This is a genomic window from Bifidobacterium sp. LH_730, from assembly GCF_056355835.1.
Genome location: NZ_JBKETB010000003.1, coordinates 124,358 through 140,337 on the forward strand (window position 1 = coordinate 124,358; position 15,980 = coordinate 140,337).

General features: G+C 60.9%; 15 protein-coding genes. 7 read left to right on the top strand and 8 right to left on the bottom strand.

Annotated features, from left to right (window positions below):
- Nucleotides 1–91 precede the first annotated feature (91 nt).
- From AC1AUD_RS05610 to AC1AUD_RS05625, 4 genes are all read left to right on the top strand, one after another.
- Nucleotides 92–493, top strand: coding sequence for a hypothetical protein (locus tag AC1AUD_RS05610; RefSeq protein ID WP_476572901.1), 402 nt, complete (start codon nt 92–94; stop codon nt 491–493).
- 51 nt (nt 494–544) lie between these two features.
- Nucleotides 545–1,150 carry a DUF1294 domain-containing protein gene (locus AC1AUD_RS05615; protein WP_476572903.1) on the top strand — a complete coding sequence of 202 codons (606 nt, stop codon included), beginning with the start codon at nt 545–547 and terminating at the stop codon, nt 1,148–1,150.
- Between the two features lie 198 nt (nt 1,151–1,348).
- A complete protein-coding gene (locus AC1AUD_RS05620; protein ID WP_476572904.1) occupies nt 1,349–2,455 on the top strand; it encodes a hypothetical protein in 1,107 nt (368 codons plus the stop codon).
- Nucleotides 2,452–3,906, top strand: coding sequence for a hypothetical protein (locus AC1AUD_RS05625; protein ID WP_476572906.1), 1,455 nt, complete (start codon nt 2,452–2,454; stop codon nt 3,904–3,906). The genes AC1AUD_RS05620 and AC1AUD_RS05625 overlap by 4 nt, the downstream gene beginning before the upstream one ends.
- A 94-nt stretch (nt 3,907–4,000) precedes the next feature.
- Here the strand turns inward: AC1AUD_RS05625 and AC1AUD_RS05630 are convergent, their stop codons facing one another.
- Both AC1AUD_RS05630 and AC1AUD_RS05635 read right to left on the bottom strand, forming a co-directional pair.
- Nucleotides 4,001–4,657 carry a hypothetical protein gene (locus tag AC1AUD_RS05630; protein WP_476572908.1) on the bottom strand — a complete coding sequence of 219 codons (657 nt, stop codon included), beginning with the start codon at nt 4,655–4,657 and terminating at the stop codon, nt 4,001–4,003.
- A gap of 117 nt (nt 4,658–4,774) precedes the next feature.
- Entirely contained in the window at nt 4,775–5,335 is a 561-nt protein-coding gene (locus tag AC1AUD_RS05635; protein ID WP_476572910.1) for a hypothetical protein, read from the bottom strand.
- Nucleotides 5,336–5,525: 190 nt separating this feature from the next.
- Here AC1AUD_RS05635 and AC1AUD_RS05640 point away from each other — a divergent pair, with 190 nt between their 5' ends.
- From AC1AUD_RS05640 to AC1AUD_RS05650, 3 genes are all read left to right on the top strand, one after another.
- Complete coding sequence (locus AC1AUD_RS05640) at nt 5,526–6,698, top strand: HipA domain-containing protein (protein ID WP_476572912.1); 1,173 nt, start codon at nt 5,526–5,528, stop codon at nt 6,696–6,698.
- Nucleotides 6,699–6,759: 61 nt separating this feature from the next.
- Nucleotides 6,760–7,425, top strand: coding sequence for a response regulator transcription factor (locus AC1AUD_RS05645; RefSeq protein WP_476572914.1), 666 nt, complete (start codon nt 6,760–6,762; stop codon nt 7,423–7,425).
- Nucleotides 7,422–8,957 (top strand): sensor histidine kinase, encoded by a 1,536-nt coding sequence (locus AC1AUD_RS05650; protein ID WP_476572916.1) that lies wholly within the window; start codon nt 7,422–7,424, stop codon nt 8,955–8,957. Before AC1AUD_RS05645 ends, AC1AUD_RS05650 begins: the two co-directional genes overlap by 4 nt.
- Before the next feature lie 3 nt (nt 8,958–8,960).
- Here AC1AUD_RS05650 and AC1AUD_RS05655 read toward each other — a convergent pair whose 3' ends face one another.
- The 6 genes from AC1AUD_RS05655 to AC1AUD_RS05680 form a co-directional block, all read right to left on the bottom strand.
- Nucleotides 8,961–9,773, bottom strand: a complete 813-nt coding sequence (locus tag AC1AUD_RS05655) for a hypothetical protein (RefSeq protein ID WP_476572918.1) — start codon at nt 9,771–9,773, stop codon at nt 8,961–8,963.
- Nucleotides 9,774–9,896: 123 nt separating this feature from the next.
- The gene (locus AC1AUD_RS05660) at nt 9,897–11,093 is read right to left on the bottom strand and encodes an ABC transporter permease (RefSeq protein WP_476572920.1); all 1,197 of its coding nucleotides are present in this window, start codon (nt 11,091–11,093) and stop codon (nt 9,897–9,899) included.
- Nucleotides 11,090–11,896 (bottom strand): ABC transporter ATP-binding protein, encoded by an 807-nt coding sequence (locus AC1AUD_RS05665; protein WP_476572922.1) that lies wholly within the window; start codon nt 11,894–11,896, stop codon nt 11,090–11,092. Before AC1AUD_RS05665 ends, AC1AUD_RS05660 begins: the two co-directional genes overlap by 4 nt.
- Complete coding sequence (locus tag AC1AUD_RS05670) at nt 11,893–12,999, bottom strand: peptidoglycan-binding protein (RefSeq protein WP_476572924.1); 1,107 nt, start codon at nt 12,997–12,999, stop codon at nt 11,893–11,895. Before AC1AUD_RS05670 ends, AC1AUD_RS05665 begins: the two co-directional genes overlap by 4 nt.
- 118 nt (nt 13,000–13,117) lie before the next feature.
- Entirely contained in the window at nt 13,118–13,942 is an 825-nt protein-coding gene (locus AC1AUD_RS05675; protein WP_476572926.1) for a hypothetical protein, read from the bottom strand.
- Nucleotides 13,943–14,370: 428 nt separating this feature from the next.
- Complete coding sequence (locus AC1AUD_RS05680) at nt 14,371–15,972, bottom strand: ABC-F family ATP-binding cassette domain-containing protein (protein ID WP_476572928.1); 1,602 nt, start codon at nt 15,970–15,972, stop codon at nt 14,371–14,373.
- Nucleotides 15,973–15,980: the final 8 nt, after the last annotated feature.

Sequence of the window (15,980 nt, forward strand, 5' to 3'; positions counted from 1 at the left end):
CGAAAGCTGGGGAAAATCACAAATGATTGGGGATTCAAGAACAAGACCCATTTGGTTCGCCATAATAGCGATATACGTTCCGATGACGGTTATGGCATTTGCCTTCCCGTACAGTATGCCGACGGGTGTATTCGTTGTGCTGGTGGCGCCGATACTGATGGTCGTCACCTCAGCCGCATGGATGTGGCGTGTTGATAATCTCTATGTTGCTCCTACTCCGCTTCTCGCGGGATTGATTGTCCAACTGATATCGGCACTGTGGATGCAGGTGGCGATATACGCGCCCTGCGGTTCCCTGCCGGAAAGCGCACAGCCGAATTGCATCGCGATGCCAGGGAACTGGGGCATCATGTTCGCACGTATCGATGCCTACGGGATGAATGCCCTTTTCGCTACCGCCCTAGCCGGTGCCTGCGCTGGCTATTTCCTCGGCGCAGTGGCCCGGCAGATGCATTACAATGCGCACACCATGTACGGCACCCACTGCAATTAAGTCTTTTTTATGAAATCGTCTTAGCTGTCACATTCCGACGAAAGAACGACCGTGAATCCTCTCATCATCTACCTCATCGCCATCAACCTCATCACATTCGTCCTCTTCACCATCGATTTCTTCATCATGGCGAAGAACGACTACAACTCTGATACCGGGCTTATGGACGGCAGGCTGCTGTCGCTTTTCGCAGTCGCAGGTGGTGGCGTGGGCATGCTCATCGCGCTCTTCGTCTGGACCAAATGTCGAATCAACAAGCACAACGTGGCCTGGTGGTTCACATCCATACTCTGCATCATCATCTGGGCGCTCATCTGCGCATGGCGGTGGAGACTGGTGCAATTGGATTTCGGACTGCTGCTCGGGCAATTTGACATGCTCAAGCTGAAAGTACTCGGTATCTACCTAGCGATTATAAATATCGTGACTTTTATCATTTTCTGCTACGACAAGACGATGGCGGAGCATGGCCGCCGACGCATTCGGGAGTTCGTCCTGATCGGCATATCGCTCCTAGGCGGATCTTTGGGAGGGATTCTCGCCATACGCCTGAGACGACATAAAATCAACGACTGGTATTTCGTATGGGGACTGCCCTTCTTCATCTTCGTCCATATCGCGCTGCTTGTTTATGCGCACGCAGCGGGATCCATCTAGCTTGAGACTTCTTGACATATTCGGCATGAAGGCCAGCACGGCAAGTCACGTCATACATCTTCGCTTTGAAGCGCATGATGATCTATCCTCATTGGGCAACGTTTCAACGAGATTCCCGGGCCACTCAGGTTCCGACTAAGCAATATGGTTCTTGACGAGAAACACCTTTATAGTAAAACCTGTAAGAAAGGTTGAAATATGGGGTTCAATATCGATATCGGCGCAATAGCGAACACGGCCGCAAAAGCGGCTGAACAGGCAGCCAAAGGTGTTGGCGACGTGGCAGGCAAAACCGTTCAAGAAGTTGGTCGATTCGCCAACAATGTGGGAGAAGTCGCTTCCCACGCTGCTTCGGATGCTGGCTCTGCCATCATGCATACGGCTGGAGATGTTGGTAATGCAGTACAGAAAACCGCTTCGGACGTCGGAGTTTTTGTGGCCCAGAACAATCCTTGGGCACAGAAGGAAGAAATCGACGAATACGATCAAGCGATCATTGATTACAACAATGCATACAGCAAAATGAACGATGCCGGATTGACGCTGTATCGCCAGCGCGAGCGCTCTGGCGACTTGCTTGACAATGTCGAGTTCATCATCAACAGCATCGCTAACAAGCCCAAATCGTTCGACGTCGAACTTGGGGACATTGCGTCCGAGCGAAAGAAGTTCAAGCAATCCGAGGAATTCGCCATGGAGCAGCTGCAGGCTGCGCGCACCTCCGCCATGAGTGCGGGTGCTGGGGCGGCTGCTGGCATTGCCGTGGCAAGCATGATGCCGACTGCGGCGATGTGGGCGGCCACGACGTTCGGCACTGCATCAACGGGAGCCGCGATTGCGACGCTATCAGGAGCTGCTGCAAACAGCGCGGCCATTGCATGGTTGGGAGGCGGCGCGCTTGCTGCTGGTGGCGGCGGTATGGCTGCCGGCAATGCCCTGCTCGCTATGGCTGGGCCGATTGGCTGGGGCATCGCCGGAGCGACATTGCTGACATCCATCGTGCTGTTCACGAAGAAGAAGATCGATCTTCAGAACGAAAAGCATCAGCAGCTTCTTGCTTTGAAGCGCAATACGGAACAAGCGCGCGAAAATGGATCACTCATTTCTGCGTTGCTTGAACAATCCGAGGAACTTCGATGCCATTTGACCGAATCTTATCGTGCGTCCATTGATCTTTACGGCGCGGATTACGTTCAACTACCTGAAGAACGTCGACTGGAGCTGGGAGCGTTGGTGAACAACGCGAAATCGTTGGCTGCGTTGATGAATAAATCAATCGGCCATGAGGAGAACTCTGAGCAATGATTTCAGATGACGGTGTCAAAAAGACCCCGGAGATTCTTGCCTCTGCATGGGTTGAGTACCTTAATCAATTGCGAATCAGCGCGTTGCTGGATTCGTTGCACGCGCAGGATGTGAATCTTGATAGTGCGCTGCACTCATTGGATGAGGCTATGCGCACAATCAACGTTGAAATCATCCAGCGTAACCGCGGCGGCGAAAAAGGCATGCATGGATTCATCGCTGAGGTGGCCGAAGTAGGTATTGAGAATGCCAAGAACCTGGTGCAAGGCAAGGAAGGCGCGGCGCAATGGGTCAACGATAATGGTGTGGATGATCTGCGGCGCGGTGCACTTCATATCCAACAGAAGTTCGTTAACTCAGGCGGGCATTACTCGCTGACGGCTGTGCTCGACCACCTCGATAAGTATCCTGATTTCCTCGAGAAAAACGGCGTCTACCAAATACCCAAGGATCATTATGAGATGGTCAGGGCGCTTCTTGCTTTAAGTCCTGAGGATGCGGGAAAGCTTGCAAAGAGCAATGGGCAACCTACGTATGGGGACTGGAAACTCGTTCATTCGGTGTTCGACGATAAAAACATCACTATCGATGATCTCGAACCCGCGAACATCACGTACGGACAGGCACAGAGGAATGCCATCGATAAAACCATGCAGGATGAGCGTCGGCGTATCGAGGATACGGATAAGCGCCGCCGTGCTGCAATGCGTGACCAGGCAAAACCCTCCATGCGGGAAGGAATGAAGGCCACCGGCGTTGCGGCCATAATGGAGGGCGGAACCGAAACGGTTCTGGCAATTCGTTCCAAGACCAGAGATGGGCGCGAGCTTAGCGACTTCAATGCGAACGATTGGATGGAGATCGCACAATCCGGCGGTCTGGGCATGGTTAAAGGCGGTGTTCGTGGCGCAGGCGTGTATTTGCTCTCCAACATGGCGAAAACTCCTGCGGCGACGGCAAGCGCTATGGTCACTGCTGCATTCGGCATCGCAGAACAGGCCAATCTTCTGCGCAACGGAGAGATATCCGAGATCGACTTCTACGAGAATTCGACGTCGCTAAGCCTTGATGTGGCGGTGAGCACATTGTCTTCGACCTTGGGACAGACGATCATCCCGGTTCCAGTATTGGGCGCGTTGATTGGGAATGCCGCCGGTACGTTCATGTGGAAAGTGGCGAAGGATAGTCTGAATAAGTATGAGCAGGATTTGATTGCACGCTACGCCGCAGAACGTAAGAAACTTGATGCAAAGCTCTCGCAGAAGTATCAGATATATGTGGAAAATCTGAATGCTTCACTATCGGTGTACTACGGTTTGTTGGACGTGGCCTTTGATCCCGACGTGGAGAAGGCGTTCACAGGGTCAATTGAACTTGCCCGTTCTGTGGGAGTTGCCGAGCATGAGATTTTGAAGTCTTCCGCTGAAATTGATTCGTACTTTCTGGAGTGATATTTCAATTATTCGGCTATTGAAATTCTCGCCTTCAGCAAATTCGGGTGGCTTGATCCTTATGGTCACAAGCCACCCATCACGGGGAATCGATTCACCCAATCTGCTGAATGATGACATCGCCGGCATTGCCCGAGCGCTGCCAAATGGCTCGGTAGCCGTCCCAGCCGGCGGACTGCCATTGGCCGTCGGTGTCTTGGCCGAGCTGGCTCAGGACATCCGCGGGCATGCCGAGCGCCTGCGCGGGGCAGTTCACCACCGTCGGCGTTCCCGACTGCCATAGGGTGTCGGATGCGGCACGGATGTAGTCGTAGTCCTTGCCGATGACGTAGGTCGTTCCGGTGATGGCCTGCTGCGGGGAGCACTGCTTCCACACGCCGCCCATGCCGTCGTCTGGCACGAGCGCGTAGGTGTCACTGCGTCCGTCGCTGCCGACTACCAAGCCGTCCACGATGGCTTGCAAATCATCCGCCGGCGACTGCTGGCTTTGATTCTGCGTGGCCTGCTCGCTTCCCGAGTCCGCTGTGCCGCTGCTTTGATTCTGCGTCGTCTGGGTACTATCAGTGCCTTTGTCCTCGGCTTTCTTGTCTGTTTTCTTCGCGTCGTCCGCATCCTTGCGCTTCGTTGTGCTGCTCGTCGTCTGCTTCGTGTCATCCGCCTTCTGCGCGTCCGGTTGTCCGACGCAGGACGCAAGCGGAATAAGCATCATGACGGTGAGTGCGATTGCGGACACTCTCACTGCCTTGTCCATGGTCGTCTCCAATTCATATGGTCGACGGCGGCCTCGTTGCCTCCGCTTATTCTCATTATCGACCATAGAGAACAATTTCCCTGCGCAACGGCACTGTTTCTGCCCCGAAATTTCTTATCACGCGCCGCGTCGTTGCACGGTTTCCCCATGTTGCTCGGCTTCGGCGAGTTCTTTGCGCACGCGTCGTTTGTCCAACGCAAACCAGATGCCGCCGCTCATCGTCACCAGCACCGCCGCAAACAGCAGATGATGGCCGATCCCCCATGCGTATGTGTCGGAGGGCACGATGCCGCGGTCGGAGAAGTCGTATTCCTGCAGACGGTGCGCCATGCATAGAAGCACGCTGAGCACGGCCACGGGTATCGCTTTCCTAAACGCGGCGAACAGCAGGGCCACCATCGCGATCGCGGCGATGGCACCCGTCAGTCCGACGGTCAGATATGCCTGCGCAGTCGGGACCTCGTTGCCTGCATGCGCCAGATAGATACGCGCGAAACCCACCATGGAGGGATGCGCGGCGTCGTCTCCGAGCAACTGTGAGAGCGCGGCGCCTTGGTCGGCGTCCTTGGCGCTCGCATATGGCAGAAACAGGGATACGAGGGTCATCACCGGCCCCACGAACGTCAGAACCCACGGTGTTTTCATCGTTTGATATTGCAGATCCATGATGTTGCGCATATGCATCCCTTTCCATGTGCCGTCGTTGTGCAATCGCTGGATGAATATTGTCGCGCAGACAACCCCAAGCTGGTTCAGTTGCCGGCTGAAATAACGTCTGCCAACATGGGACCATCACAGACGATATGACCGTAGATTCCGTTCCATTTGCTTGACTAGAATCGTGAAGGAGCGCTCAGGGAGGTCCCGCATGGAAATGAACCGGATGCTGATGTGCCGGGAACGCCCGGTGATGGAGTTCCGGTATTTCCCCACCGGCGGCTATGCGCTGATGGCCGGCGAGATATTCGACCGGGAGCGGGTGCCGTTCGGCATGTGGGTGGACGGCCATCCGGAACCGACCGGCGAATCGATCACCCGATGGTGGAGGTCTCGTGGCGTGCCGATGACCCGCGACGGCATCCGCACGGCGCTGGCCGGCATGGGCATTCCGCTTGCCTCGGACCTGTTGGACCGCAGCCTGGGACTGAGCCTGTCGGACCAGTATTGGGCCAGACCGCTGGACCGCGATGACGTGCAGTGGGCCGACCTCAATTTCTTCCATAACGATTTCGACGAGCAACTTGGCCGGGCGTTGTTCTACGGCAATTCCTCGCGGGTTGCGGATGTGAACACGCCCGACGTCACCAGCGCCGGCGATCTGCCCAAGCGATGGGTGATCACACCGGACGGGACGCGCGAGCTCATCAAGGCGGGCCGTTCCGGACAGGAACCAGATAATGAGGTCATTGCCTCGCGCGTGGCCGACCTCCTGGGCATGGCGCATGTCGAATACCGCGTCGGCCATGCGCAGGGCAAACGCGTGTGCATCTGCCCCGACATGGTGACCGACCGCGAGGAACTGATACCCGGCGGCCAGCTCATGCCGCTGTTCCGCAAGGCTTCGGACGAGGAGCGCAAGGCGGCGTGGATTGACGCCTGCGAGCGCGCGGGGGCGGACCGGGATGCCATCGTCGGTGCGACCGACGACTTTCTGCTGCTGGATTACCTATTGCGCAACACAGACCGCCATTACAACAACTTCGGCCTGATCCGCGACGTGGAGACGTTGGCGGTCTCCCCCGCACCCATCTTCGATACCGGCGAGAGCCTGTTCAACGGCATGGATCTGGAGATGATGGACAACGACGATTATCCGGCCAAGCCGTTCTGGCTGGACGACGCCGGGGAGAAGCCGAACGCCCGCTGGCAGTTGTCGCTGATCGAGGACTGGGACCGTTGGGATCTGACCGTTCTGGACGCGGTGCCGGACATCGTGCGCGACCAGTTGTCGACCAACAGCCGTCTTCCCGAACGCATCGTCGGCCGCGTGGCGGAACTGGTGTGCCAGCGGGCGGATGAGGTGCGGCGCATGCTTCGTTGAACGGTTGACGGGCGTATTCCACTTCACCTTGGCTTCACCTTGGGCGGGCAGAATGGGTGGCATGAGATTGCTCATCGTGGAGGACGAGGCCGGCATGCGCGACGCGTTGGACGACGCGCTGAGGCATGAGGGATACGCGACGTTGACCGCTTCGAACGGCATGGAGGCGCTGGCCACGCTTGCCCACCAGTCCGTGGACATCGTGCTGCTCGACCGCGATCTGCCGGTGCTGTCCGGCGACGCGGTGATGCGCACGATCGCGGCCAACCGCATGCCGGTGCGTGTGCTGATGCTCACCGCCGCCGGTCAGGTCGAGGATATGGTCTCCGGGCTTGATCTGGGCGCCGACGACTATCTGGCCAAGCCCTTCGCATGGCCGGTGCTGATGGCGCGATTGCGCGCGCTTGCCCGCCGTGGCGAGGTCGGGGAACGGCCGACGATGCTCCGGCGCGGCGGCCTGTTGGTCGATACGTCGCGTCGTCTCGCCTATCGGGACGATGGTCGCGAGCCGCTGCGTCTCACGCCGAAGGAATACGGGGTGCTGGCCGCGCTGATGCGCGCCGACGGCGGCTTCGTGACCTTGGAGGCGCTTTACCGCGACGTGTGGCCGGATGGCGGCGGCGACCCCGGCGAGGTCATCAAGGCGGCCGTGTATTCGCTGCGCCGCAAGATCGGCGACAGGGAGGCCATCATATCGGTGCGAGGGGAAGGATATCGGTTGCGATGAGTGGAAACACGGGGAATGGGAGCGAGCTGCATGCGAACGCAGGCACGGATAGGGGCGCATCCGACGATATGCGCGGACGACGCGGATCGCGTGGATTGCGTGGCGTCTGTTCGAGGATGATGACGCGCCTGTGGCCGCGCACCTTCGCCACGAAACTCACCATCGTCATCCTGCTGCTGCTCGCCGTGCTCGCCGCCGGCGCGGTCGCCCTGCAGCAGGTGATATCGACGAAACTGTTCGAAGCGAGCCTGACCATCGAGAACGACGGCGCGACCGTGGCCCAGGGGTGGTGGAACTCTCCCGAAGACAGCGGATCGATGATGTTCTCGACCAACGATATGGCCGACGGCAGCAGCACTCTCCGCGACATCGGCGGCATGTACACGCTCACCACGCCCGATGGAATAACGGTATGGACCACGAGCGCCGCAGTAGGCGCGATGCGTGTGGGCATGGTGGCGTCGTTCCTGCTGTTCGGACTGCTGGGCGCCGTATGCGTGTGGCTCGTATGCCGGCGCATGTCGCGTCGTCTCGTCTCCGTGAGCGCGCAGGCCGACGCCTTGGACGCGGAATCGCTTGCCGACGCGCATATCGACGTGGGTTCCGCGTCTCGGCATCCCGACGAAGTGGATCGGCTCGCCGCCTCGCTCAACGATCTGCTCGTGCGCATCGATGCCGCATACGCGGCGCAACGACGCTTCGTCTCCAATGCCTCGCATGAGCTGCGCACGCCCATCGCGATGATCGAAACCAATCTCGACGCGCCGCTGGCCCAGGGGCGTTTCCCCGAGGACGTGACGCCTTCGGTCGAACGCGCGCTCGCCGCCAACCACAGGGCGGCCGCGCTGGTGGACGCGCTGCTTCAGCTCTCGCGCATCGAATCCGGCGCCTATGGGAGCGCGACAGCCGGCAAGGGAGCGTTGCATCAAACCGTGGGCGCAAGGACGATGGATGACCCGGATCAATCCGATGTGAGGCCATTTGCTACGCCAGAGCGAACCGATGTGCGCGGATGCGTGGACGCCGCGCTCGCCGACGATGCGTTGCGTGAGGAAATCACGCGACGCGGATTGTCGGTGGATGTCATGGGACTGAGGTCATGCTTCGTATGCGGCGGACGGACCTTGCTGGATCTGGCCGTGGGCAATCTCGCGCGCAACGCGGTGCTGCATAACGTCGCCGGCGGACGCGTCGTCATATCGATCGTCCCCGTTCCGACGGCCGGCCTCATCGATGGGAACACCGACGAAGCCTACGCCAACGCGGCACGGCGGAACTCTCGGGAAACGGAGAACAGGACGGATGGAGCCGCGTTGATCGTCACCAACACCACCGACGAACGCTTCGACGGCAATATGGACGATCTGACGCAGCCATTCCATCGCGGGGCACAATCCCGCCTCGCAGGCACCAATGGCGTCGGACTCGGCCTGTCGATCGCCAAGGCCGCATGCGAAGCGCTCGGAGCTGATCTGCGGCTCAGTCAGACGCCGGAGGGCATGTTCGAGGCATGCATCATATTCGCGCAATAGCGATTACCGCCCATTGCTCGCCGCTTGGCGGGCTTCTTCGAGCAACTCGCCGACGCTATAGGGGAAATCGCCGTTGAAACTCGTGTACACGGGCGTGCCTTCGACAGGACACTCCGTCAGCAATCGTTTGATTTCCTCGCGAGGCACGTCGGGCGTGAACACAATGCTTAAGGGTTGCTCGGCGGTCGGATCGGCCACCCATGTGAATCCCAATTCCCTCGCATGGCGCGCATAATCCAACACGGCCTGCTTGTCCTCGGCGCTCGCATCCTTCTGCTCATCCGCGGGATTGATGCCGGGCGACTGAGAGAAGTCGGGATTCTCGCGTTCGCAGGCCGCGTATTCATCCTGCTTGTCGTCATAGGGAGATCCGGCAAGTCCGCTGGCGTCGTTGACCTGCACATAGTCGAAACTGGTGCCGTCGGCATATCCCTCGCTACCGAACACCGCCACGTTCGGATATAGCTCGGGGTCGGCGACCATGCTCATCACGGGTTCCCCGTCCGGCCCATCGACCAATTCTTCTTGGGCGGGATTGCCGGCCGCATCCACCCAACGCAGCCCCACGTTGTCACCACCGACGACCCGGGCATCGATGCCCTTGGACACCAGACAGGCGACGAAGCGTTTGGCCACCGGATCCTCCTCCGGACCTCCGGAATACTTCGTTTGCGACGACGTATCACTCGTCTGCGTCGCGTCGTCTCCGCCTTTCCCCGTGGCTCCGCTCGTCGAGCAGGCGGTCATCGTTGTCGCCATCGCACTCACCGCCAGCAAGGCGACGGCATCGCGTGTCAGTTTCGATATCGTGGTCATGGTTCGTCCCTCCTTCGTCGGCCGCGACGATGCGGCCGGCCTATGGTTCCATTTCACGCCGCGCATGGTGGGGTGGGGTGAAGGATCGTTTCACTTCCATCTCACCCGGCCGTTTCTCATCCGCTACTCGCCACGCAGGGCTTCGACGGGAGTCATCCGGGCGGCGCGGGATGCCGGGTAAAGTCCTGCGAGCACGCCGACGAGCATGGCCGCGCCGCAAGCCAGGGGCAGCGAAGACCAGGCCAGCGCCGGTGGCTGCTTCTGCCAGAGAGCCGCGGCCATGGCGCCGCCCATGCCCAGCAACGCGCCCACCACCGCACCCAATGCCGACAGCAGCGCCGCCTCGGAAACGAACTGGATGCGCACCGCTCCCGGCGTCGCACCCAATGCGCGTCGCAGGCCAATCTCGCCGCGTCGCTCCATCACCGTGACCACCATCATGTTGGCAATCGACATGCCGCCGATGAACAGGGCGATCACGCCGATCAACGCGCCCAGCGTCGTCATCGAATCATCCGTCGCCGCCCTCGCCTTGGACAGGTCGGCGGCCGCATCCACGGTGAGCAGGCCACCGCCCGGATTGGCCGCATGCGACAGAAGGCGGCGGATTCTCTGCACGTCGCCCGGTGCGGTGCGCACGTAGAGCACGCTGATGTCGCCCACATGCTCGTCCGAAGCGTAGTGTTGCTTCGCCCATGCGCCGCCGATCAGCGCGGTGGTGTCGAAGGACGGGGCCTGCGGGGTGGGCTCCAGGATGCCGATGACGCCGTACCACGTGTTGTCGATGAGCACGCGGTCGCCGGGCGAGGTCACCGCGAGACGGTAGGCGGCCTCGGAACCAAGCACCGTCACCGGCAGATCCTCGTTCGCCGATGTGATGCCTCGCCCTTGTGCGATATGCGTGCCAAGAGCCGTGAGTGCGCCGGGCTCCATCACCGTCACGCCGATGCCGTTGCCATTCGATGCGGGAATGAACTCGTTCTTGGTGACGATGGCCGGATTGGACAGCGCGTGGAACACGCCGACGTTTTCCACTTCGGACTGACGACGCAGCGTGTCCGGTGCGTATTCGGGGATGGTGATTTTCCCGCTTGCACCGTCCGCGGGAGTCACGACGGAGAGGTTGGCGCCGAGTCTGTCGAGTCGGGCGAGCAGCGCGGCCTGGTTGGAGGCGGCCACACCGGACAGCGCGACGTATGCCGCCACACCCAACGCGATGCCCAACGCCGATAACAACGTGCGTGAGACGCGTCCCGACACCCCGAGCCAAGCGTTATGCGCAAGGTCGAGGATACGGGTGGAAAGGGGACGGCGGCTCATGATGCGTTCCTTGTCTCCGATCCGACGGGAGCGACGGAATGTGATGAAACAGCATCCACGCCGAAGCCAAAGGATTTGACGGAGCCAATCGCATCCAACGAATCGGCGTATCTCTCATTGACCTGACCATCTTGGATATGCAGGATGCGGTCGAAACGCGCGGCGACGGACGGGTCATGGGTGACGACGACCAGCGCAGCGCCCGTCGTCCCAGTGACATCGAGCAGCAGATCCACGATCGCGTGTCCGGTGCCGGTGTCGAGCGCGCCCGTGGGCTCGTCGGCGAAGATCACATCCGGTTCCTTGACCAGCGCGCGTGCGATGGCGACGCGCTGCTGCTCGCCGCCCGACAATTGCGGCGGCCTGTGCCCCATTCGCTCCGCCAGACCGACCCGCTCCAATGCGTCGGCTGCGCGGTCGCGCCGTTCACGCCGCGGCACACGCGTGTATTGCAGCGCCATCGTCACATTCTCCAAAGCGCTGACGGTATCGATCAAGTGGAACTGCTGGAAGACGAAGCCGATGGCATCCGCCCGCAATGCGGAGCGGCGCCGCTCCCCCATTGTCGTCACGGATGCGCCGTCGTATCGCAGTTCGCCAGCTGTGGGCATGGACAGGGTGCCGAGAATCGACAGCAACGTGGACTTGCCGGAGCCGGAGGGGCCGACGATGGCGACGCGCTCGCCACTGCGTATGCCAAGCGTCGTGGGATGCAGGATTTCCAGCGGAAACGCGCCCCTGCGGGGAAATGATTTCGTGGCTTCGTCGAGTTCGATTAGACAATGCGATGGCGCTCGGCTCATGAGACCACCACCTTGTCTCCAACCTTGAGACCCGGGGCCTTGGTGAGCTGGATGCGCGCGTTGGCGACGCGGCCGACTTCGACCCCGATGCGTTCTAGTTGCTTGCCGCGCACGACTTCGACGGCATAGTCGTTATTGGCGGAGGCGATAAGCGCGGTCACCGGCACGATAAGCGTTTCCGTCATGTCCGGTGCGGCCGATGGCACGCTGATGCGCACCGAGGTGGCACCGTATGAAGAGACCTGCGTTTGGTCGGGGAAGTCGATGCGAATCGAAGGTTGCGTGGTCTGTCCCTGACTGCCCACGGGCTGCCCGCCTTGGTCGACGGCCGATATCGTCGTGTCAACGGTTGTGTTGTCGGGCAGAATCACACTCGCTTTGTCACCGGGTTTGAACTGGCTCGCCTGTGCGGCGGTGACGGTGGCCGTGGCATGCAGCATGGTGCCGGTGTAAGTGGCCGGGCTGACGTTGGTGTCGCCGAGCTTGGCCGTGATCTGTGTGATGCGCACGGGAGCCTGGGCGGCGAGCGCCACCTGCGAGGGTTGGAACACGCCATCGATGGCTTGGCCGGTCAGACCGCGCCCGGCCTGCCAACGTCGGATGGCATCGGTGGTGTACCAGTCGAAGTGGTCGTCGGGCAAGCCGAAGAACCATCCCAATTCGGCAAGGTTCTCCTCGAGCTGCATGATGTCAGGGCTATCTTCAACGCCCTGCTGGAGCGTGCGCCAAAACGGGCGCGACCCATGGAACAAGGGCACGGCGCGGCCATCCATCTCATAAGCCTGTTCGCCGGTGTTGACGACCGTGCCGACCGCCGGCAGCTGGGTGATGACGCCGGAGGCCGCGGGCAACGCCGCCGCCGCGTCGTATCCAAGACTGCCGCCGAGCATGGTCTCGGCGTTGAGCGTGCCCCGCGTCACCTCGGCGGTTTTGAGGGTGCTGATGTCCACGGTGTCGGAGGCGTCGGTTGCGTCGTTGAAGTGCGTCCATGGACGCCATATGACGCATGCCGTCGCCAATGCCACGACAAGAGCGATTGTCGTCAGGACGGCTGCCATGGTCCTGCCGCGACGCCGCGTCGTTTCCTTGTTTCTCTGCCTCATGACCGCATCCCCTTTCCGCGGCTGTTCGCACGATTGATGTTCAGTCCCCATGGATTGCGTGTAAGCCGCACACGCTCTTCTGGAAGCGCCTGCAGTGCCCGCCGCATATCCGCCCAGGTTACTGCCGTTGCGTCGTTCCCTGAGCCCGCTCGGCCTGCGCTTCGGCGTTGAGCTCGTTGATGTCGTAGGGGTAGTCGCCGTTCCATGCGATCGTTACCGGCGTGTCATCGGTCGGACAATCGACGAGGAAACGCTTGACCTCCTCACGCGGCACGTCGGTCGGGATGACGATGCTCAGCGGCGAGTCCGCCGACGGATCGGCCACCCATGCGAATCCCTTGACCCGCGCTTCTTTCGCAAAGGCAAGCACCGCCTTACGGTCCTCTTCGCTCGCCTTGGATTGATCGGGAACGGATTGTGGCGGCGCCTGCGTGAACGCTGGGTATTTCGCCTCGCAGACGGCGTAATCCTGCTGCTTGTCCGCGTAAGGCGAGTCGGCGAGTTCGGAGGAACTCTGCGCAAGAACGTAGGGAAAATATTCTCCGGTGATGACATCGCCATCGATGCCGCTCAACATGATGTGCGGATACATCGTGAGGTCGCCGCTCCAATCGCGGTTCACCGTGCCGTCTGGATCGGTGGAGACGACGGGCTGGACAGCCTGGCCGTTCCAGTCGATCTCCAAGAGGGCGACCTGATCATGTTTCTCGCCCTCGACGCGGGCATCAAAGCCCTTCGACACCAGACAGGCGACGAACTGCTTGGCCAGTGTGGCGGTCGGACTCTGTTGCGTCGATGAATCGGCGGATGCTTCCTGTTTCGGACCACCCGTCGTATTCGCACTGTCTTGCTGTTCTCCGGCGTTCGTCATCGAACATCCCGCCGATGCCAAGACCAATGTCAGCACCGCGGCTGCGAATACATCACGGAACCATGCACGCATAAACTCCCCCTTGCGTCATTCGCCGCATCGCGGCGGGATGCCTCCATCCCACCGCATCGGCGGTTGCGCAGGGTAAACGTGCGCTTCACTCTCGCTTCACCAAAAGAACAATGTGGCGAACGCTCCGCTTATTCTTCGGCGACGAAGTTGCTGGAGAATAAACGCGTGCGGTGTCAAGGCGTACCGAAGGAAGGCGTACAAAAGTACGTCGACTGAGGAACAACGAAGACAACGCTCCGCTGATTCTTCGGCAACGAAGTTGCCGTGGAATAGATGTGTGCGGCCGCGAGGCGCGGCGGATGAAGGCGTACAAAGGTACGTCGATTCCGCCGTAACGCGGGAAAACGGATGGCTCCGCCGGCACGAACGTCCACTGGACGTTCTCTGCGGCCGGCTCGCGCGGCGACCTGCCAAGCGGGTCGCCGCATCTATTCCTCGGCAACCAGCTCCAGGTAGGAGTCGTTCCATAGATCCTCGTCGCCGTCGGGCATGAGGAGCACGCGCTCGGGGTTCAATGCCTCGACGGCGCCCTCATCGTGGGTGACGAGCACGATCGCGCCCTCGTATTTGGCGATGGCCTTCAGAATCTCGTCGCGCGAGGCCGGATCGAGGTTGTTGGTGGGCTCGTCGAGCAGCAGCACGTTCGCGCGCGACGTGACCAGCGTGGCCAGGGCCAGACGGGTCTTCTCGCCGCCGGAGAGCACGCGCGTGGGCTTCATCGCATCGTCGCCGGAGAAAAGGAACGAACCGAGGATCGAGCGGGCCTGCGTGTCGTTCAATTCCGGAGCGACATGCGTGAGGTTCTCAAGCACCGTGGCGTCGAGGTCGAGCGTGTCGTGCTCCTGGGCGAAGTAGCCGATCTTGCAGCCGTGCCCGTAGTCGACCGAACCGGTGTCCGGATCCTCCAGATGGGCGAGCAGGCGCAGCGTCGTGGTCTTGCCGGCGCCGTTGTATCCCAGGATCACCACGCGCGAACCCTTGTCGATCGCAAGGTTGACACCGGCGAACACGATGTTCGAACCATAGGCCTTCGAGATGTCCTTGGCCATGATCGGCGTGCGGCCGCAGGGCGCGGGCTCCGGGAAGCGGATGTCGGCGACCTTCTCGGCCTTCTGCGCCTCGCTGGTCTCGGAAAGCAGTCGCTCCGCGCGGCGCATCATGTTCTGCGCGGCGACGGCCTTCGTGGCCTTGGCGTGCAGGCGGATGCCCTGCTTCATCAGGCGCTCGGCCTTCTTCTCGGCGACCTCGCGCTCGCGGCGGCGGCGCTCCTCGTCGACGACTCGCTGATGCAGGTAGGCCTTCCAGCCAAGCGAATACATGTCGATCTGGCCGAGTTGGGCGTCGAGATGCCAGACCTTGTTGACGACCTCGTCGAGCAGCTCCGTGGAGTGAGAGATAACGAGGAAGCCGCCCTCGTATTTCTTGAGGTAGCCGCGAAGCCATTCGATCGAGTCGGCGTCCAAGTGGTTCGTCGGCTCGTCGAGGATCAGCGTGTCCGCGTCGGAGAAGAGGATGCGCGCCAGCTCGATGCGACGGCGCTGGCCGCCGGAAAGCGTGCCGAGCTGCTGCTCCATGACCTCCTGCGGAAGCCCCAGCGAGGAGGCCATGGCCGTCGCCTCGGATTGGGCCGCATAGCCGCCGGCCTTCTCGAAGTCCTGCATGGCCTTGTCATAGCGGTTCATCGCCTTGGTCATCACATCCGGATCCGGGTCGGTCATCTCCTTCTCGGCCTTGCGGATGCGGCTGATGATCTGCGCGATGTCGCGGGCGCTCATCATGCGGTCGAGCGCGGTCTGCTCCGGATCGGCGGCATGCGTGTCCTGCGGCAGATAGCCGAGCTTGCCGGAGACACGCACCTTGCCCGAGGTAGGCAGCATGTCACCGGTGATGACACGGGTCAGCGTGGTCTTGCCGGCGCCATTGCGGCCGACCAAACCGATCTTGTCGCCCTTGGAGACATGAAAGTCGGTCGGATTGAGCAGCGTGCGCGCGCCGATCTGAATCTCCAATCCCTGCGCCTCGATGGCCATACCTTCAA